This window comes from Methylobacterium sp. ME121 (assembly GCF_000974725.1).
GTDB lineage: Bacteria > Pseudomonadota > Alphaproteobacteria > Rhizobiales > Beijerinckiaceae > Methylobacterium > Methylobacterium radiotolerans.
This window is the reverse complement of record NZ_BBUX01000014.1, coordinates 1-17,220: the sequence shown is the minus strand read 5'-3', so window position 1 is coordinate 17,220 and position 17,220 is coordinate 1. Positions and strand designations below refer to the sequence as shown.

The window sequence follows — 17,220 nt, the reverse complement described above, 5'->3', positions numbered from 1 at the left end:
ATCATGACGGACCTCTCGCACGACCCGGACTTCTTCGCCCTGCTCACCGGCAGCTACGCGCGGCGACTCGGCGAGTCCCTGGTGCCGGCGGGAGCCGACGCGGACTGGCTCTACGCGGAGGCCCCCTTCGCGGTGCTCGCCCATGACGGCGGCGCGGATCCGCGCTTCGTCTACGCCAACCGGACCGCGCAGGCCTGCTTCGGCTACGCGTGGGACGAACTCGTCGGCCTGCCCTCGCGGCTCTCGGCCGAGGCTCCCGAGCGGGCCGAGCGGCAGCGGCTCCTCGACGCGGTCACCCGGGACGGCTTCAGCCGCGGCTATCGCGGCCTGCGGATCGCCAAGGACGGACGGCGCTTCTGGATCGACCAGGCGGTGGTCTGGCAGCTCGACCGCGACGGCGCGACGGTGGGCCAGGCCGCGACCTTCGCGCAGTGGCGCGACGCGTGAGGGCCGGGCCGCGCCGGGGCCCGTGAGCCCCGCGGCGGCCCATGCCCGCCGTTGCGGGTGGCCGTCCGGTCAGCCGTCCTCCTCGATGCTCACCTGGGCGATCTGCACGGCGCCGCCGTTCCAGTGGGCCGCCACGACGTGGCCCAGCGCGACCGCGAGGACGCAGAGCACCACCGAGGCGCACACGTTCACCATGGCGCGGACCACCGCGCCGTTCCGCATGAGGTCGAGGGTCTGGAGGCTGAACGACGAGAAGGTCGTGTAGCCGCCGCAGAGCCCGATCATCACGAACAGGCGCACGTTCTCGGAGACCGGGAATCGCCCCTGCGCCAGGGTCAGCGTGCCGAACAGGCCGATGATGAACGAGCCGGTCACGTTGATGAGGATCGTGCCCCAGGGCAGGTCGCGGCTGATGGGCAGCGACAGCACCGAGACGACGTAGCGGGCCAGCGTGCCGAGGGCTCCGCCGATCATGACCAGGATGCAGGTGGTGAAGGACATGCGCGCTCCAGTTCGTCGGGCGGGCATGAGAAACCCGCCGTCGCGGCGGGTGCTTGCAAGACGCACTCCCACCGCCGGTTTCGCGGTAGGAGTCATCAGCCCTGACGGGCGGTTTCGGGGAACTCCATCCCCATCGGGACGGGCCATAGCGCCTGCCCGGGCCGAGCGCAACGGCAGGCCGCGGGCGGCCGCTCAGTGCCGGTCCCTCAGGCGCGCCCCTCCTGCACGGCGTGGCAGGCGACGCCGTCGAGGAGCGCCGGCACCTCGGTCCGGCAGCGGTCGTTGGCCAGCGGACAGCGCGGGTGGAAGGTGCAGCCGGGCGGCGGGTCGATCGGGTTCGGGATCTCGCCCGAGACCGGCACCCGGGCGCGGCCGACATGGGCGAGGTCGGGCACCGCGTCGAGGAGCATCCGCGTGTAGGGGTGGCGGGGCGTCGCGAACAGGTCCTTGGCGGACGCGACCTCCACGAGGCGGCCGAGATACATCACCCCCACCCGGGTCGCCATGTGGCGGACCACGGCGAGGTTGTGGGAGATGAACAGGTAGGTCAGCCCGAGCCGGTCCTGCAGGTCGCGCATCAGGTTGAGGATCTGCGCCTGGACCGAGACGTCGAGCGCGGAGGTCGGCTCGTCGCCCACCAGGAACTCGGCCTGGCTCGCCAGCGCCCGGGCGATCGCCACCCGCTGGCGCTGGCCGCCGGAGAATTCGTGCGGGTATTTCCGCGCGTCGTCGGCGTGGAGCCCGACGAGGCCCAACAGTTCGCTCACCCGGGCGCGGATCGCCCCCTCGCCGTGGATCAGGTTGAAGGCCCGGATCGGCTCGGCGATGATCTTCCCCACCCGCCAGCGCGGGTTCATGGACGCGTAGGGGTCCTGGAAGATCATCTGGATGCGCGCGCGCAGGCGCCGCCGGGCCGCGGCCTGGCGCGGGTCGGTCATCGAGACGCCAGTGATCGTCACCTCGCCCGCACTCGGCGGCAGCAGGCCGACCACCATGCGGGCCACCGTCGACTTGCCGGAACCGGATTCGCCGACGATCGCGAAGGTCTCGCCCTTCTCGATCGCGAAGCCGACGCGGTCGACCGCCGTGAGGAATTTCCGGGGCTCGCGCTCGATCACCCGGTTGAGCCAGGGCTTCGAGACGTCGAACCGGCGGCGCAGGTCGGTGACTTCGACGTAGGCGCTCACGCCGCACGCTCCGCTGCATCGTACAGGTGACAGGCGACCCGGCTCGCGTCGACCGGGATCGGCTCCGGCCGCTCGACGCGGCAGCGGGCAAAGACCTTCGGGCAGCGCGGGTTGAAGGCGCAGCCCTTCGGGATGGCGGTGAGCCGCGGCATCGAGCCGGGGATCTGGCTCAGCCGGTCGGCCTCCTGCGACAGGGTCGGGATCGCTCCCATCAGGCCGACCGCGTAGGGGTGGTGCGGCTCGGCGATCACCGAGGCGACCGGGCCGATCTCGGCCACCCGCCCGGCATACATCACCGCCACCCGGTCGGCGGCCTCGGCGATCACGCCCATGTCGTGTGTCACCAGCATCACCGCGGTGCCGTGCTCGCGGCAGAGACGCTTGAGCAGGGTGATGATCTGGGCCTGGACCGAGACGTCGAGCGCCGTGGTCGGCTCGTCGGCGATGATCAGCTCCGGCTCGGCGGCGAGGGCGAGCGCGATCACCACCCGCTGGCGCATGCCGCCGGAGAATTCGTGCGGGTAGCCGTCGATGCGCCGCTCGGGCGCCGGGATGCCGACCTCGGCCAGCAGGTCGATGGCGCGGGTGCGGGCCGCCTTCGCCGACAGGTCGGTGTGGGTGCGCAGGGTCTCGACGATCTGGTCGCCCACCCGGAACAGCGGGTCGAGCGAGGTCAGCGGATCCTGGAAGATCATGCCGATGCGCCGGCCCCGCACGCGCCGCATCGCCTCCGGGGAGAGGTTGTCGATGCGCTCGCCGCGCAGGCGGATCTCGCCGCCGGCGATCCGGCCGGGCCGGTCGATGAGCCCGATCACCGCCGAGCCGGTCACCGACTTGCCGGCCCCGGATTCGCCGACGACGCCCAGGATCTCGCCGCGGCCGATGTCGAACGAGACCCGGTCGATGGCGGTGAGCGGCCCGCGGCGGGTGTCGAAGGCGACCGTCAGGTCGCGCACGGAGAGGACGGTGTCGCTCATTGCAGCTTCGGATTGAGCGCGTCGCGCAGCCAATCCCCCAGGAGGTTGATGGCGATGACGAGCCCGGCGAGCGCCAGCCCCGGGAAGGCGACGATCCACCACTCGCCGGAGAACAGGAACCGGTTGCCGGTGCGGATCAGGGTACCCAGCGACGGCATGGTCTCGGGCAGGCCGGTGCCGAGGAACGACAGGGTCGCCTCGGTGATGATCGCGAGCGCGAGGTTGATCGTCGCGATCACGAAGACCGGGCCGGTGACGTTCGGCAGGACGTGGCGGACCATGATCACCGGCGGCGACAGGCCGATCAGCCGCGCCGCCTGGACGTAGTCCTTGCCCTTCTCGACCATCACGGAGGAGCGCACGGTCCGGGCGTACTGCACCCAGAAGGACAGGCCGATCGAGACCACGATCAGCCCGATCAGCGGCCCGACATCCAGCGCGCTGCCGAAACTGGCCTTGGCGACGCCGTCCACCACCAGGGCGATCAGGATCGCCGGGAAGGTGAGCTGCACGTCGGCAACCCGCATGATCAGCGTGTCGAGGAACCCGCCCGCGTAGCCGGCGATCAGGCCGAGCGCGATGCCGAGGATGCCGGAGGTGACCACCCCGAGCACGCCGACGATCAGCGACAGGCGCAGGCCGTACAGCACCGCCGAGAGCACGTCCCGGCCCTGGTCGTCGGTGCCGAGATAGTAGGGCGCCTGCCCGTCCGCCTGCCAGATCGGCGGCAGGTTGGAGTTGATCAGGTCGAGCTGGGCCGGGTCGTAGGGGTTCTGCGGCGCGATCCACGGCGACGCGAAGGCGAGCCCGACCATCAGCACGGTGGCGACCAGCGCCGCCACAGCGGTTTTCGAGCGCAGAAAGTTCGCCAGCAGGTCGGAATCGCGCCAGCGCGCGAGGCGGGAGGGCTTCGCCTCCGGCAGTGGGACCGGCGGGGCGTCGCCCGCGTCGATGTCACGTCCGCTCATCGGTCGCTCCTCACGCCGTCCGCCCGGCGGGCAGCCGCAGGCGCGGGTCCACCACCGTGTAGAGGATGTCGACCACGAGATTGATGGTCACGAAGATCAGCGCGACGAGCAGCAGGTACGCGGACATGATCGGGATATCGACGTTCTGCACGGCCTGGACGAAGAGCAGGCCCATGCCGGGCCACTGGAACACCGTCTCGGTGATGATCGAGAAGGCGATCACCGAGCCGAGCTGGAGGCCCGCGATGGTGATCACCGGCACCAGGGTGTTCTTCAGGGCGTGCCGCAGGTGGACGGCCCGGGTGGTGAGCCCCCGCGCCCGGGCGAAGCGGATGTAGTCGGTGCGCAGGACCTCCAGCATCTCGGCGCGCACGAGCCGCATGATCAGCGTCATCTGGAACAGGCCGAGCGTCACCGAGGGCAGGATCAGCGCCTTGAGCCCGGAGGCGGTGAGGAAGCCGGTGGTCCACCAGCCGAGCCGGACCGTGTCGCCCCGCCCGTAGGAGGGCAGCCAGCCGAGCGTCACCGAGAACAGGTAGATCAGGAGGATGCCGATCAGGAAGGTCGGCAGGCTGATCCCGATCAGCGAGACCGCCTGGAACAGCCCGGCGAGCCAGGACTCGCGGAAGAGCGCGCAGTACACGCCCATCAGGATCCCCACCACCAGGGCGAAGACCGTGGCGCAGAAGGCGAGCTCCAGCGTCGCCGGCATGCGCTCGGCCAAGAGCTGCGAGACCGGCTGCCGGAACTGGTACGAGATGCCGAACTGGCCCCGCACCACGTTGCCGGCATAGCGGACGAACTGGACCAGCACCGGATCGTCGAGGCCCAGATCCGTCCGGATCTGGGCCCGCTCGGCCACGGTGGTGTCGGGGCCGACGATCTGGTTCACGGGATCGCCCGCGAACCGGAACATCGCGAAGGCGATGAGCCCGACGACCGCGAGGACCGCGGCCGCCTGGATCACCCGGCGCAGCAGGAAGGCGAGCACGCCGCGCTCCTACTGCGGGTCCTTCGACACCCAGTAGAGCAGGAGCAGGTTGTCGGCGCGCTGGGTCAGGTGGACCTTCTTGGAGACGCCCCAGGCGAGAGCCTGCTGGTGCAGCGGGATGTAACCCCAGTCGGCGTTGAGGACGTCGAAGCCCTCCTTGATCAGGGCGTCGCGCTTGGTCTTGTCGGTCTCGCCCTCGACCTTGTCGGCGATCTCGTCGATCTTCGGATCGCAGTAGCCCGCGAGGTTCCAGCCGCCGCGGCCCGACTTGTCGCCGGGCTTCCGGCAGCCGACGATCTCGTAGAGGATGTTGTGGCTGTCGAGCGAGGACGGGGTCCAGCCGAGCAGGTAGAACGAGGTGTCGTAGTTCGGCGCCAGAACCTTGGCGAAGTACTTGGCCTTCGGCTGGGCGTTCAGGTTCACCTTGACGTTGATACGCGCCAGCATTGAGACCACCGCCTGGCAGATCGCCTCGTCGTTGACGTAGCGGTCGTTGGGGCAGTCCATGGTGAGCGAGAACCCGTCCGGGTAGCCCGCCTGGGCCATCAGCTCCTTGGCCTTCTTCAGGTCGGTGGCCGGGCGCTTGAACTCGGCGCCGCGGTCGTAGAGGGCCGGGGCGATCATCAGCGCGGAGGGCACCGCCTGCCCGCGCATCACGCGCTTGGCGATCGTGTCCTCGTCGATGGCGAGGTAGAAGGCCTCGCGGACCTTGATGTCCTTGAACGGGTTCTTGCCCTTGACGCTCGAATCCTTCAGCTCGTCCCGGTCCTGATCCATGCCGAGGAAGATCGTGCGCAACTCAGGCCCGGCCATCACGGTGGCGGTGCCGCTGGCATTGACCCGCTGCTGGTCCTGCAGCGGCACGGGGTCGATCCAGTCGACCTCGCCGGAGAGCAGCGCCGCGACGCGGGTCGCCGGGTTGGCGATGGTGGTCAGCACCGCCTCGTCGAGGTTCGACTCGACCTTGCCCCAGTAGCCGTCGAACTTCTTGAAGACGGTCTTCACGCCGGGCTGGTGCTCGGCGATCACGAACGGGCCGGTGCCGTTCTCGTGGAGCGTCGCGTAGCTCGGGCTGGTGGCGCTGGGCGGCGTCGGCTGGACGACGCCGTTCTTCTCGGACCACGCCTTCGACATGATCACCCAGGTCGGGAACTGGGCGATGGCGATGGGGTTCGGCTTCTTCAGCACCATGTCGACGGTGTAGTCGTCGACCTTCACGAACTCGGCGTCGGCGGGCACGTTGGTCGTGAAGTTCGAGCCCGGCGCGCGGACGCGCTGGGCGGAGAAGATCACGTCGTCGGCGGTGAACGGCGAGCCGTCGTGGAACTTGACGTTCTTGCGCAGGTGGAAGCGCCAGCGGGTCGGCTCGGGCGTCTCCCAGGATTCCGCGAGGGCGGGCGCGAATTTCAGGTTCTTGTCGAGGGTGACGAGGGGCTCGTAGGCCGCCTCCTGCATTCCTTCCGTGAAGCTCTCCTTGAGGGAGTAGGGATCGAGGGATTTCAGGTCACCCTGGAAGGCGAAGCGGAAGACGTTGGCGGCCTGCGCGGGCAGCGCGGCGAACGCGAACGTCGCGACCGCGACCGCGGACACGCCGCGGGCGAGAATCTTCAGGGCTGAACGGGACAAGCGGATCTCCGAGACCGTGAATGCGCCACCGGCCGGCAGCCCCGGCGGTGTCCACCGCGGCGACAGCAAGCTTCGGACCAGCTGTATACAAGACGATGGCCGAGCCTGTCGCGGCTGCGCGACATGAGTCGCCTTGCAAAGCGCGTTTTCCCCGCTTCATCGCCATGTCCGATCGATGGCTGTGACGCGCCCCGTCTTTGCGAGCGCAGCGAGGCGAGCCAGGGCGGCGCCACGCCTCGCGGCGTCGTGCGACCCTGGGTCACTTCGCTCCGCCCGTGATGACGGAGCGGCCGGCACCCAACGAAGACGTCGACCGGACGCCAGAGCGCGCGGCCGAGGCCGGCCTACTCGGCCGCCACGCGCGCCGGCTCGTGCCGCGTCTCCGCCTCGGCCCGCTCGCCCTCCGCTACCGCCTTGCGCCGGAACAGGCGCATGACGACGACGAAGAACACCGGCACGAAGAACACCGCCAGCACGGTCGCGGTGATCATGCCGCCCATCACGCCGGTGCCGATCGCCTGCTGGCTCTTCGAGGCGGCGCCGGTGGCGATGGCCAGCGGCACCACGCCGAAGATGAAGGCGAGCGAAGTCATCACGATCGGCCGGAACCGGAGCGTCGCGGCCTCGATCGCCGCCCGCACCACGGAGGTGCCGGGCTTCCAGAGGTCGCGGGCGAACTCCACGATCAGGATCGCGTTCTTGGCCGAGAGGCCGATGATCGTGATCAGCCCGATCTTGAAGTACACGTCGTTGGGCATGCCGCGCAGGTACACGGCCGCCACCGCGCCGATGACGCCGAGCGGGATCACCAGCATCACCGAGACCGGGATCGCCCAGCTCTCGTAGAGCGCGGCGAGGCACAGGAACACGATCAGCACCGACAGGGCGAGCAGCAGGCTCGCCTGGCTGCCCGCCTGCTTCTCCTGGTAGGACTGGCCCGTCCAGGCGTAGCCGAAGCCCTTGGGCAGCTGCAGCATCAGCCGCTCCATCTCGGCGATCGCGTCGCCCGACGTGTAGCCGGGGTTCGGCTCGCCGGTGAAGCGCACCGACTGGTAGCCGTTGAAGCCGACGATCTGGCTCGGCCCCATGCTCCATTTCAGCTCCGCGAAGGACGACATCGGCACCATCGTGTTGGTGGCGTTCTTCACCGCGTAGTTGAGGATGTCCGCCGCGTTCATGCGCTGGAGCTGCTCGGCCTGGACGTAGACGCGCTGCATCTTGCCGCGGTTGGGGAAGTCGTTCGGGTAGACCGAGCCGAGGTTGAGCTGGATCGTGTTGTTGATGTCCTCGAACTTCACGCCGAGCGCCGCCGCCTTCTCGCGGTCGATGACCAGCTCCGCCTGCGGGGTCGGCGGCAGGCCCTCGATCTTCACCTTCTGGAGGATCGGGCTCTGCTGCGCGAGCTTCAGCAACTGCTCCTGGGCTGACAGCAGGGCCGCGTAGCCGCGGTTGGCCCGGTCCTGGAGGCGGAACGAGAAGCCCGCCGCGTTGCCGAGGTTGTCGACCGGCGGCGGCTCCTGGGCGTCCACCGTGGCGTCGCGGTAGCTGGCGAGCGCCGCGTTGGTGCCGGCCACGAGGGCGGCGGCCGAGTTCTTGGCGTCGCGCTCGGACCAGGGCTTGAGGGTCACGAAGGCCTGGCTGGTGCTCGGGGCCTGGCCGGAGAACGAGAAGCCGTTCAGCATCGTCACGGTGGCGACGCCGGGCTGCGCCAGCAGGTGCTCCTCGACCTTGCGCACCGCCTCCTGGGTGCGGTTGTAGGAGGCGCCCGGGGGCGTCTGGACGTCGACCGTGAAGAAGCCCTGGTCCTCCACCGGCAGGAAGCCCTCCGGCAGGTTGACGAAGGCGTAAGCGGTCCCCGCCACGAGCGCGACGTAGACCAGCATCACCCGACCGGACTTCCGGATGAACGCCGCGGTGCCGCGGCCGTAGCGGGCGGTCTCCCGGTCGACGAACCGGTTGAACATCCCGAACACGCCGCCCTTGGCGTGGCCGTGGCCCTTCTCGATCGGCTTCAGGAAGGTCGCGCAGAGCGCCGGCGTCAGCGACAGGGCGAGCAGCGCCGAGAAGGCGATGGAGGTCACCATCGCGATCGAGAACTGCCGGTAGATGATGCCCACCGAGCCGGGGAAGAACGCCATCGGGATGAACACCGCCACCAGCACCAGGGTGATGCCGATGATCGCGCCGGTGATCTGCCCCATGGCCTTCTTGGTGGCCTCCTTGGGTGGCAGCCCCTCCTCGTTCATGATCCGCTCGACGTTCTCGACCACCACGATGGCGTCGTCGACCAGGATGCCGATGGCCAGCACCATGCCGAACATGGTGAGCACGTTCACCGAGAAGCCCGAGATCCACATCACCGTGACGGTGCCCATGAGGGCGATCGGCACCACGATGGTGGGGATCAGGGTGTAGCGGATGTTCTGCAGGAACAGGAACATCACGAGGAAGACCAGCACCACCGCCTCGACGAGCGTGTGCAGCACCTTCTCGATGGAGGCCTCCACCGCCGGGGTGATGTCGTAGGGGATGTCCCACTTCAGGTCCGGCGGGAAGAACTGGGACAGCTCCACCATCTTGGCGCGGATCGCCTTGGCGGTCTCGAGCGCGTTGCCGTCGGGGGCGAGCGTCACCGAGATGCCGGCGGCGGGGCCGCCGTTGAGGCGGGTCGAGAACTGGTAGGCGTCACCGCCGAGCTCGATCCGGGCGACGTCGCGCAGGCGCACGTTCGAGCCGTCGGGATTGGCCCGCAGCACGATGGCGCCGAACTCCTCGATCGTGCCGAGCTGGCCCTTCACGATGATCGGCACGGTGAGCGCCTGCCGGGTCGGGCTCGGCTGCGCGCCGACCGAGCCGGAGGCGACCTGGACGTTCTGGTTGCGGATCGCGTCGGTGACGTCCGAGGCGCTGAGCGAGAGGCCGCGCAGCTTGTCGGGATCGACCCAGACGCGCAGCGACCGCTCGGTGGAGTAGAGCGTCGCGCGCCCGACCCCGGGGATGCGCCGGATCTCGTTGATGACGTTGCGGATCAGGAAGTCGCCGAGGCCGACCTCGTCCATCGACCCGTCGGTGGAGACGAGGGTGATGATGTTGAGGGTCGCGGCCGAGGCCTCCTCCACCAGGATGCCCTGCTGGCGCACTTCCGCGGGCAGGCGCGCCTCGACGCGCTTCAGCCGGTTCTGCACCTCGACCGAGGCGAGCGACGGGTCGGTGCCCGGCTGGAAGGTGGCGGTGATGTTGACCGAGCCGAACGAGTCGGTGGTCGACTCGAAGCTCATGATGTTGGCGGCGCCGTTGAGCTCATCCTCGATGAGCCGGGTCGTGCCGATGTAGAGGCTCTCCACCGAGGCCCCCGGATAGGCCGTGGACAGGGCGATGGAGGGGGGCGCGATCACCGGGTACTGCGCCACCGGCAGGTTCGGGATCGCGAGGGCGCCGCCCAGGCAGATGAACAGCGCCACCACCCAGGCGAAGACCGGGCGGTCGATGAAGAAGCGTGCCATGATCGGGCTCTCCCGGACTCAGCGGCGCTGCTGGACGGCGGCGGCCCGCGGGGCGACCTCCGCCTTGTCGCCCGGCACGTCGGGGGCCTCGTCGGTGTCGTGCTTCGGTCCGGTCTCGCCGTGGACCGGGGTCTGGTCGAGGGGCTTCACCTTGGCGCCGACGGTGATCTTCTGGAAGCCGTCGATGATGACGCGCTCGCCGGCCTTGAGGCCCGAACGGATCAGCCAGTTCTGCCCGACCACCGGCCCGACCTCGACGGGCTGGCGCATCACGGTCTCGTCGGCGCGCACGATCCAGACCTCGGCGCGGCCGTCGTCGGTGCGCTGGATCGCCTGCTGCGGCACCGCGATCGCGTCGGAATCGATGCCCTGCTTGATCCGCGCCCGCACGTACATGCCGGGGAACAGCTCGTCGTGCGGGTTCGGGAACTGGACCCGCAGGGTCACCTGGCCGGTGCTCGGATCGGCGGTGACGTCCGAGAACAGCAGCCGACCGGCCAGCGGGTAGAGCGAGCCGTCGTCCATGATCAGGTGGACGTTGGCGGTGTTGTCCTCGAGCCGCGCCAGCTCGCCGCTGGCGAGGTCCCGGCGCAGGCGGTTCAGTTCGCCAACCGACTGGGTGATGTCGACGTAGATCGGGTCGAGCTGCTGGATCGTGGCGAGCGCGCCGGTGGAGCCCGGCTCGATCAGGGTACCCTCGGTGAGCAGCGCCCGGCCGATGCGGCCGGTGATCGGCGCGCGCACGTCGGTCCAGCCGAGGTTGAGCTGCGCCCGGTCGCGGGTCGCCTTGGCGCCGGCCACCTCGGCCTCCGCCTGCTTCTTGGCCGCGAAGGCGGCGTCGTACTGCGCCTGGCTCGCGGTGGCGCGGGAGAGCAGCTGCTCGAGCCGGTCCGCCTGCTGGCGGGCGAGCACCAGGGCGGCCTCCTGGCGGGCGAGGGCCGCCTCGGCGCTGGCGAGCTCGACCTCGTAGGGCGCCGGGTCGATCTTGTAGAGGATGTCGCCCTCCTTGACCTGGCTGCCCTGCTCGAAGAGCCGCTTGACCACGAGCCCGGAGACCCGGGAGCGGACCTCGGCGATGCGCATCGGCGCGACGCGGCCCGGCAGGTCGCGCAGGTAGGGGATCGCCTGGGGCTCCACCTTGACGAACCCGACTTCCGGCACCGGCGGGGTCGGCGCGGCGACCTGCTTCGGGTTGCAGGCGGCGACGCCCAGCAGGAGCAGGGCCGCGGGCAGGAGGGCGGTCGCGCGGGCCGAGGCGCGGAACGACGACGGGATTCTGGCGGACAAAGTGCGGGTCACGATTACCGACGCTCCTGAAAGCATGCGTCTGCTGAGGCTGGCGCGGAGCATGGGCCCGCGCATCGTCGAGTCAGATCCCGGGACCGGTCACGGGGCCGGTCAGACGAAGATCAGGACGGGCGCGCCTTCATGCCGGCCGCGAGACCGGGGCGCGCGTCAGGCCCGGCGTGGAGGCCGGTGCGGCGAACCGTCCGGCGCGGAGGCCGGCACGCTGTCGGACCTGTAATCGAACGATGCGGAGACAGTGTGACGCGGGCGCGGCGCGTCGACCGGCGGGCGCGGCAGCCCCAGTTCGGTGAGGATCTCGCTGTCGGCGGCGCAGAGATCGGTGCGGCCGAAGACCGACCGCTTGGCCTCGGGCTGCGCGTCCGGCGCGCCGGACAGGACCGTCAGGCGCGGGCTCGCGACGGCGCAGGCCGGGCCCTCCGCCCGTGCGGTCTCGGCCCGCGCGGGCACAGCCGCCAGCGTGGCCGTCGCGAGGACGAGCAGCGCCAGCGCGGCGAGGCCCCTGGCGAGGCGGTCCGGCAGGTCCGCGACGCGGCGGGCCAGAAGGGCGGCGGATCGGATCACGGATCTGAGATAAGCATGGCTGTCGCCGCGCGCAATCACCCACGGCGTCGCGCCACCCGCCCAGTGTTGCGCGCAGCACACATCTACGCCCGGAAGTGTCCATGCCGGCGACCCGGCCTCAACCTTGCCGTGAAGTCCGGGCCGGCTCGCCCGATGCGCGCAGGGTTCTCGCGCGGGCCCGGGCCATGTCTGCCGAGGTCTGCAAAGGTCCGCGAGAACCCGCGCCGCGACGAACGGAGGACGGAAGACGATGTCGAGACGGATCGCGCTACTCGGGCTCGCGGGCCTGCTGCTCGGGAGCGCCCCGGCGGCGGCCGCCAACCCGCTGGACAGGGGTCCGATCGCGGACTTCCTCAACATCTTCCGCAGCCAGGCGATCCCGCGCGAGACGGTGGCGTGGACCGGCAAGGAGAAGCCCGGCACCATCGTGGTCTCGACCCGCCAGCGCCGGCTCTACTACGTGCTCGGCGGCGGCGCGGCGGTCCGCTACGGCGTGGGCGTCGGGCGGCAGGGCTTCTCGTGGTCCGGCACCAAGACCGTCACCATGAAGAAGGAATGGCCGGACTGGCGCCCGCCGCAGCAGATGCTGGCCCGCCGCCCCGACCTGCCGCGCTACATGGCCGGCGGCCAGGACAACCCGCTGGGCGCCCGCGCCCTCTATCTCGGCTCCTCGCTCTACCGCATCCACGGGTCGAACGAGCCCGAGACGATGGGCGCGGCGGTCTCCTCCGGCTGCATCCGCATGACCAACAAGGACGTGGTCGACCTCTACGACCGGGTTCGCGTCGGTACCAAGGTCGTCGTGCGCGACTGATCGGGCGGGCGGCGGCGTCGGCCGCCGCCGCCCCGCCGGCCGCCCCGCGGCCGGTCGCTCGGCCTCAGGCGGCGAGCTGCCCGACCGCGTCGCGCGCCGAGGCCAGGGCCTGCGCCTTGTTGTGCTCGCCGGCCGCCAGCCCCTCGGCCAGCACCAGCTCGGGCACGATGCCCATGAAGCCGAACACCGTGCGCAGGTAGTGCTCGGCATGCTCCGCCGGGACGGAGGCCGGGCCCGGCCCGTAGAAGCCGCCGCGGGCGAGGGCCAGGATCACGCGCTTGCCGCCCATCAGCCCCTCCGGCCCGGCGGCGCCGTAGCGGAAGGTCGTGCCCGGCACGAGCAGGCGGTCGATCCAGGCCTTGAGCTGCGACGGGATCGTGAAATTGTACATCGGCACGCCGATGACGACCGTGTCGGCGGCGACGAACTCCGACAGCATCCGGTCGCTGGCGTCCCGGACGGCCTGTCCGGCCGCGTCGAGGGGGCCGGCCATGGCCGAGACCGGGTGGGCACCCGGCAGGGTCGCGACCGTCAGGTGCGGCGGATTCTCGGCGACGAGATCCCGGTAGGTCACGGCGTCCGGCGCATCCCCGGCGAGGCGCCGGACGATCAGCGCGGACAGCTCCCGCGAGACCGAGCCGGTGCCCAGGATGCTGGCGTCGAGATGGAGGAGTTTCATAGCGTAACCCGGTTCCTCTTTGTGACCGGATCAGGATACGGCCGCGCGTCGACCGCGCAAGAACGCACAGGGTTGATACCGAGGTTACATGGATGTGACTGAGCCGGGTGCCGGGCACGGGCCCGAATCCGAGAAGGTCTCGCGCGTCCAGTCGCGTATCGGCGCCACGTGGAGCCTGCCCGTCATCATGCTCCTGCGCGCGCAGCGCTTCGACGAACTGAGGCGGGGCATCGGCACCATCTCCCAGCGGAGATCGACACTGACCTTGCGGAACCGGGAGCGCGACGGGCTGGTGACCCGGACCGTGACGCCCGCGATCCCGCCGCGGGTCGACGACGCGCTGACGGAACTCGGCCACGCGCTGGCGGGGCCGGTTCGGGTGCTGGGCACCCGGGCCTTCCGGCACCCCGACCACATCGACGCGGCGCAGCTCCGCCGCGAGGCGCGCGACGGCGCGTGAGGCGTCGGGCGGGAGCCGCGCCCGCGTCGACAGGCCCGGCGGGCCGGTGTTAGGTGCCGCGCCGTCGGGCAGAGCGGGATCGCCCGACCTTGACGAGGGACAGCATGAACGAGCGCATCATCCTGCGGGCCGGGGAGGCCCTGGTGGCGGGCGGACCGCCCAACACCGCCTCCGAGCCCGAGGTCATCATCGGCGAGCTCGACGGGCCGGTCGGCACCGCCCTGGCCACGCTCACCGGCGATCAGGTCGTCGGGCACAGCCGCGTCTTCGCCCTGCTCAACACCGACATCATGGTCCGCCCGGTCACCCTGTGCGTGTCCAAGGTCAGCGTCACCGAGAGCAAGTACACCTCGATCCTGATGGGCACCGTCCAGTTCGCCATCGCCAACGGCGTCCTGGATGCCGTGCGCGCCGGCTACATCCCCAAGCACAAGGCCAACGACCTCGGCATCATCTGCTCGGTCTGGCTCAGCCCCGGCGTCATCGAGGCCCAGCACGTCGACCACAAGGCCCTGTTCGACATCCAGCGCAGGGGCATGACCGAGGCCATCCGCAAGGCCATGACCAACGAGCCCTCGATCGACTGGCTCCTCGAGAACCAGGACAAGATCACCCACAAGTACTACCAGATGGGCCTCGACGGAAAAATCTGAGCGCCCGGCCCCGCGGCGATCGCCCGCCCGCCGCCGCGGCCCCGGCCGGCGACGGGCGGGCGGGACGCGCACGATTCCGCGGGAGGGCACGGCCAAGCCTGTCGCGACCCGACGCCTTCGGGTAGGATGGCGGCATGAGCAGACGCGCCGATTCCCGTCCGTTCCGCCGCCTCGCGGCCGGCCTCGTGCTCGGGGCCTGCTGGCTCCCGGCAGGCCCCGCCGCCGCCCAGGCGCTGTTCTGGCCGTCCATCGGCTTCGCGCCGCTGCCCTCCTTCGCGTGGCCGCAGATGCCCGAGGACGCGTACGGCCGCTGGACCGGCTCTTACGCCCGCCTCTCGACCGGCTACGCGGTCAGCACGTCCCGGCATTTCGGCAGCTATTCGGGACCGACCGTCGGGTTCGAGGGCGGCCGGATGTGGCAGGAGGGCCCGATCCTCTACGGCATCAGCGGCGGGTTCGATTACCTGGCCGGCCTCGGCGGCAACCTCACGCCGGGCTACGGGCGGCTCGCCTATTCCAACGACTTCGCCGGATCGCTGGAGGTGAAGGTCGGCACCCTCGTCGCGCCGGACGTCCTGGTCTACGCCAAGACCGGCGCCCTGGCCCTGCACCAGACGCTGCGCGTCGGGCCGACCCCGGGGTCGCTGCCGTTCACGCGCCAGGACATCGCGGTGCGGCCGGTCGCCGGCGTGGGCGTCGAGTGGGCGGTCACGGACCGCCTCTCGCTGGCGGTCGAGGCGGGCGTGGTCGGCGGCGGGATCCGCTGAGGCGCCCCCGCCGGTCCCGCCTTGCGGCGCGGCGACCGAGGCGCCGCGGCCGCCTACTTCGGCACGAACGCCCAGTAGTCGAGGTCGAGGATCACCGCCGGGTCGTAGCCGTCGCCGGCGCGGTCCGGGAAGGCACCGCAGGGTTGGTTCTTGGTGGCGACCGTGCGCAGGCGCAGGAGCCCGACATCGTCGCGGCCGACATCGGCGGTCGCCAGCACCTCGCTCCAGGCATAGACCGTGTCGCCGGAAAACAGCGGCGCCACGTGGCGGCCGGCGTTGATGCCCGCGAGGGCGAAGGCGTTGCCGAGCCCGTTGAAGCTCAGCGCCCGCGCCAGCGAGATCACGTGGCCGCCGTAGATCAGGCGCCGGCCGAAGCGGGTGTCCTTGGCGGCGAGCCCGTCGAAATGCACCTTGGCGGTGTTCTGGAACAGGCGCGTGGCGATCTGGTGCTCGGCCTCCTCGACGGTCATGCCGTCGACGTGGTCGATCTTCTCACCCACCGCGTAATCCGCGAAGCGGTGCGGGCTGCCGGCGAGGTCGGTGTCGTAGGCGGCGGCCGAGAGCTTCGGCAGGGCGCCCGCGAGGTCCTGCGGGTCGACCACCTTGGCGAGGCTCGGCACGTGCTCCTCGGCGATCGCCGCCTCGGGGTCGCGCTTGCGCACGAGCACCCAGCGGCAATAGCTCAGCACGGTCTCGCCGCGCTCGTCGGACCCCACCGAGCGGACATAGACCACGCCGGTCTGCCGGTTCGAGCTCTCCTTGAGGCCGATCACCTCCGACACCGTGGAGAGCGTCTCGCCCGGATAGACCGGCCGCCGGAACCCGCCCTCTGCGTAGCCGAGATTGGCCAGCGCGTTGAGGGAGACGTCCGGGACGGTCTTGCCGAACACCATGTGGAAGGTGAGCAGGTCGTCGAGCGGGCTCTTCGGGTAGCCGATGGCCCGGGCGAAGGCGTCCGACGACTGCACGGCGAAGCGCGGACCGTAGAGGCCGGTGTAGAGCGCCACGTCGCCCACCGTCACGGTGCGCGGGGTGGCGTGGCGGATGGTCTCGCCGAGGCGGAAATCCTCGAAGAAGCGGCCGGGATTCGTCTTCACGGGCGGGCAGTCCTACTGCGCGTAAACGTAGGTGGCGGGCACGGCGTACTCGTGCAGCAGGCGGCTGATGAACAGCAGCAGCAGGATCAGGATGATCGGCGAGATGTCGACGCCGCCGAGATTGGGCAGCAGGTTGCGGATCGGCCGCAGCACCGGCTCGGTCAGCCGGTAGAGCACCTCGCCGATCTGCGCGACGATCGGGTTGCGCACGTTCACCACGTTGAACGCCACCAGCCAGCTGAGAACCGCGCTCGCGATGAGGACGTAGATGAAAAGCTGGACGACCGTGTCGAAGAGCCAGATCAGGGCGTTCATGCGGGTCCGCGCGTGTCCTTCGGGGCGCCCGCACCCGGGCGCCGGAGCGGCGCGCGGCGGGCGACGTTGAAACAGGGAATTGACAGGCCGAGCCGCCCGCGCCTACAAGGCCGGCGCCTCGACGGGGCTGTAGCTCAGATGGGAGAGCGCCGCAATCGCACTGCGGAGGTCAGGGGTTCGAATCCCCTCAGCTCCACCAGGCTTTCCTGGTGACAAGTCAGCACCCCGGCGCCGCGGCGATACCGCTGTCGCGGCCGGGACTTAGCGGCGGTCGGCGGAGATCTTCCCGCGCCCCGCGCCACCCACCCGATCTCGAATTCCGAGCCGCTTCCGGCCCGTGACCGCGCCCGCCGCCACGCCCGGATC

Annotated in this window: 17 protein-coding genes, 1 tRNA gene and 1 riboswitch; of the genes, 6 read left to right on the top strand and 12 right to left on the bottom strand. The window is 70.6% G+C overall.

What is annotated here, in order from left to right:
- Window positions 1-3: 3 nt before the first annotated feature.
- Entirely contained in the window at window positions 4-447 is a 444-nt protein-coding gene (locus ME121_RS11940; protein ID WP_012321399.1) for an MEKHLA domain-containing protein, read from the top strand.
- Window positions 448-516: 69 nt separating this feature from the next.
- On the opposite strand, the gene crcB is transcribed toward ME121_RS11940, so the two are convergent.
- The 9 genes from crcB to ME121_RS11895 form a co-directional block, all read right to left on the bottom strand.
- The gene (gene crcB / locus ME121_RS11935) at window positions 517-948 is read right to left on the bottom strand and encodes a fluoride efflux transporter CrcB (RefSeq protein ID WP_012321398.1); all 432 of its coding nucleotides are present in this window, start codon (window positions 946-948) and stop codon (window positions 517-519) included.
- Between the two features lie 79 nt (window positions 949-1,027).
- Window positions 1,028-1,089, bottom strand: a riboswitch (Fluoride riboswitch).
- A 65-nt stretch (window positions 1,090-1,154) separates the two neighbouring features.
- Window positions 1,155-2,135, bottom strand: a complete 981-nt coding sequence (locus ME121_RS11930) for an ABC transporter ATP-binding protein (RefSeq protein WP_012321397.1) — start codon at window positions 2,133-2,135, stop codon at window positions 1,155-1,157.
- A complete protein-coding gene (locus tag ME121_RS11925) occupies window positions 2,132-3,112 on the bottom strand; it encodes an ABC transporter ATP-binding protein (RefSeq protein WP_059408897.1) in 981 nt (326 codons plus the stop codon). Before ME121_RS11925 ends, ME121_RS11930 begins: the two co-directional genes overlap by 4 nt.
- Window positions 3,109-4,080 (bottom strand): ABC transporter permease, encoded by a 972-nt coding sequence (locus ME121_RS11920; protein ID WP_029358723.1) that lies wholly within the window; start codon window positions 4,078-4,080, stop codon window positions 3,109-3,111. Before ME121_RS11920 ends, ME121_RS11925 begins: the two co-directional genes overlap by 4 nt.
- Window positions 4,081-4,090: 10 nt before the next feature.
- Window positions 4,091-5,071, bottom strand: coding sequence for an ABC transporter permease (locus tag ME121_RS11915; RefSeq protein WP_024828772.1), 981 nt, complete (start codon window positions 5,069-5,071; stop codon window positions 4,091-4,093).
- A gap of 9 nt (window positions 5,072-5,080) precedes the next feature.
- Window positions 5,081-6,697, bottom strand: coding sequence for an ABC transporter substrate-binding protein (locus ME121_RS11910; protein WP_012321393.1), 1,617 nt, complete (start codon window positions 6,695-6,697; stop codon window positions 5,081-5,083).
- Between the two features lie 344 nt (window positions 6,698-7,041).
- Window positions 7,042-10,200 (bottom strand): multidrug efflux RND transporter permease subunit, encoded by a 3,159-nt coding sequence (locus ME121_RS11905; RefSeq protein WP_012321392.1) that lies wholly within the window; start codon window positions 10,198-10,200, stop codon window positions 7,042-7,044.
- 18 nt (window positions 10,201-10,218) lie between these two features.
- On the bottom strand, window positions 10,219-11,499 hold the full coding sequence (locus ME121_RS11900) for an efflux RND transporter periplasmic adaptor subunit (RefSeq protein WP_024828774.1): 1,281 nt from the start codon (window positions 11,497-11,499) through the stop codon (window positions 10,219-10,221).
- Window positions 11,500-11,655: 156 nt separating this feature from the next.
- Entirely contained in the window at window positions 11,656-12,069 is a 414-nt protein-coding gene (locus ME121_RS11895) for a hypothetical protein (RefSeq protein ID WP_059408896.1), read from the bottom strand.
- A gap of 250 nt (window positions 12,070-12,319) precedes the next feature.
- Between ME121_RS11895 and ME121_RS11890 the strand changes: the two genes are divergently transcribed.
- The gene (locus tag ME121_RS11890; protein WP_012321389.1) at window positions 12,320-12,883 is read left to right on the top strand and encodes a L,D-transpeptidase; all 564 of its coding nucleotides are present in this window, start codon (window positions 12,320-12,322) and stop codon (window positions 12,881-12,883) included.
- A 64-nt stretch (window positions 12,884-12,947) separates the two neighbouring features.
- Here the strand turns inward: ME121_RS11890 and ME121_RS11885 are convergent, their stop codons facing one another.
- Window positions 12,948-13,562 (bottom strand): FMN-dependent NADH-azoreductase, encoded by a 615-nt coding sequence (locus ME121_RS11885; RefSeq protein ID WP_059408895.1) that lies wholly within the window; start codon window positions 13,560-13,562, stop codon window positions 12,948-12,950.
- 88 nt (window positions 13,563-13,650) lie between these two features.
- On the opposite strand from ME121_RS11885, the gene ME121_RS11880 reads away from it, so the two are divergent.
- The 3 genes from ME121_RS11880 (at window position 13,651) to ME121_RS11870 (ending at window position 15,442) form a co-directional block, all read left to right on the top strand.
- On the top strand, window positions 13,651-14,022 hold the full coding sequence (locus ME121_RS11880) for a winged helix-turn-helix transcriptional regulator (RefSeq protein WP_059408894.1): 372 nt from the start codon (window positions 13,651-13,653) through the stop codon (window positions 14,020-14,022).
- A 104-nt stretch (window positions 14,023-14,126) separates the two neighbouring features.
- Window positions 14,127-14,675, top strand: a complete 549-nt coding sequence (locus tag ME121_RS11875; protein WP_012321386.1) for a formaldehyde-activating enzyme — start codon at window positions 14,127-14,129, stop codon at window positions 14,673-14,675.
- Between the two features lie 134 nt (window positions 14,676-14,809).
- On the top strand, window positions 14,810-15,442 hold the full coding sequence (locus ME121_RS11870; RefSeq protein WP_012321385.1) for an outer membrane protein: 633 nt from the start codon (window positions 14,810-14,812) through the stop codon (window positions 15,440-15,442).
- 53 nt (window positions 15,443-15,495) lie between these two features.
- Here ME121_RS11870 and ME121_RS11865 read toward each other — a convergent pair whose 3' ends face one another.
- Window positions 15,496-16,539: a MaoC family dehydratase gene (locus ME121_RS11865; protein WP_012321384.1), complete on the bottom strand. Its 1,044-nt coding sequence runs from the start codon at window positions 16,537-16,539 to the stop codon at window positions 15,496-15,498.
- Window positions 16,540-16,551: 12 nt separating this feature from the next.
- Entirely contained in the window at window positions 16,552-16,854 is a 303-nt protein-coding gene (locus ME121_RS11860) for a YggT family protein (RefSeq protein WP_010684838.1), read from the bottom strand.
- 123 nt (window positions 16,855-16,977) lie between these two features.
- On the opposite strand from ME121_RS11860, the gene ME121_RS11855 reads away from it, so the two are divergent.
- Window positions 16,978-17,053 (top strand) — tRNA-Ala (locus ME121_RS11855).
- Window positions 17,054-17,220 lie beyond the last annotated feature (167 nt).

Bases quoted from the DNA above. Each gene is read 5' to 3' on its own strand.
- ME121_RS11885 (WP_059408895.1), bottom strand. From the start codon at position 13,562: ATGAAACTCCTCCATCTCGACGCCAGCATCCTGGGCACCGGCTCGGTC.
- ME121_RS11940 (WP_012321399.1), top strand. From the start codon at position 4: ATGACGGACCTCTCGCACGACCCGGACTTCTTCGCCCTGCTCACCGGC.
- ME121_RS11860 (WP_010684838.1), bottom strand. From the start codon at position 16,854: ATGAACGCCCTGATCTGGCTCTTCGACACGGTCGTCCAGCTTTTCATC.
- ME121_RS11870 (WP_012321385.1), top strand. From the start codon at position 14,810: ATGAGCAGACGCGCCGATTCCCGTCCGTTCCGCCGCCTCGCGGCCGGC.
- ME121_RS11920 (WP_029358723.1), bottom strand. From the start codon at position 4,080: ATGAGCGGACGTGACATCGACGCGGGCGACGCCCCGCCGGTCCCACTG.
- ME121_RS11890 (WP_012321389.1), top strand. From the start codon at position 12,320: ATGTCGAGACGGATCGCGCTACTCGGGCTCGCGGGCCTGCTGCTCGGG.
- ME121_RS11925 (WP_059408897.1), bottom strand. From the start codon at position 3,112: ATGAGCGACACCGTCCTCTCCGTGCGCGACCTGACGGTCGCCTTCGAC.
- ME121_RS11905 (WP_012321392.1), bottom strand. From the start codon at position 10,200: ATGGCACGCTTCTTCATCGACCGCCCGGTCTTCGCCTGGGTGGTGGCG.
- ME121_RS11880 (WP_059408894.1), top strand. From the start codon at position 13,651: ATGGATGTGACTGAGCCGGGTGCCGGGCACGGGCCCGAATCCGAGAAG.
- ME121_RS11875 (WP_012321386.1), top strand. From the start codon at position 14,127: ATGAACGAGCGCATCATCCTGCGGGCCGGGGAGGCCCTGGTGGCGGGC.
- crcB (WP_012321398.1), bottom strand. From the start codon at position 948: ATGTCCTTCACCACCTGCATCCTGGTCATGATCGGCGGAGCCCTCGGC.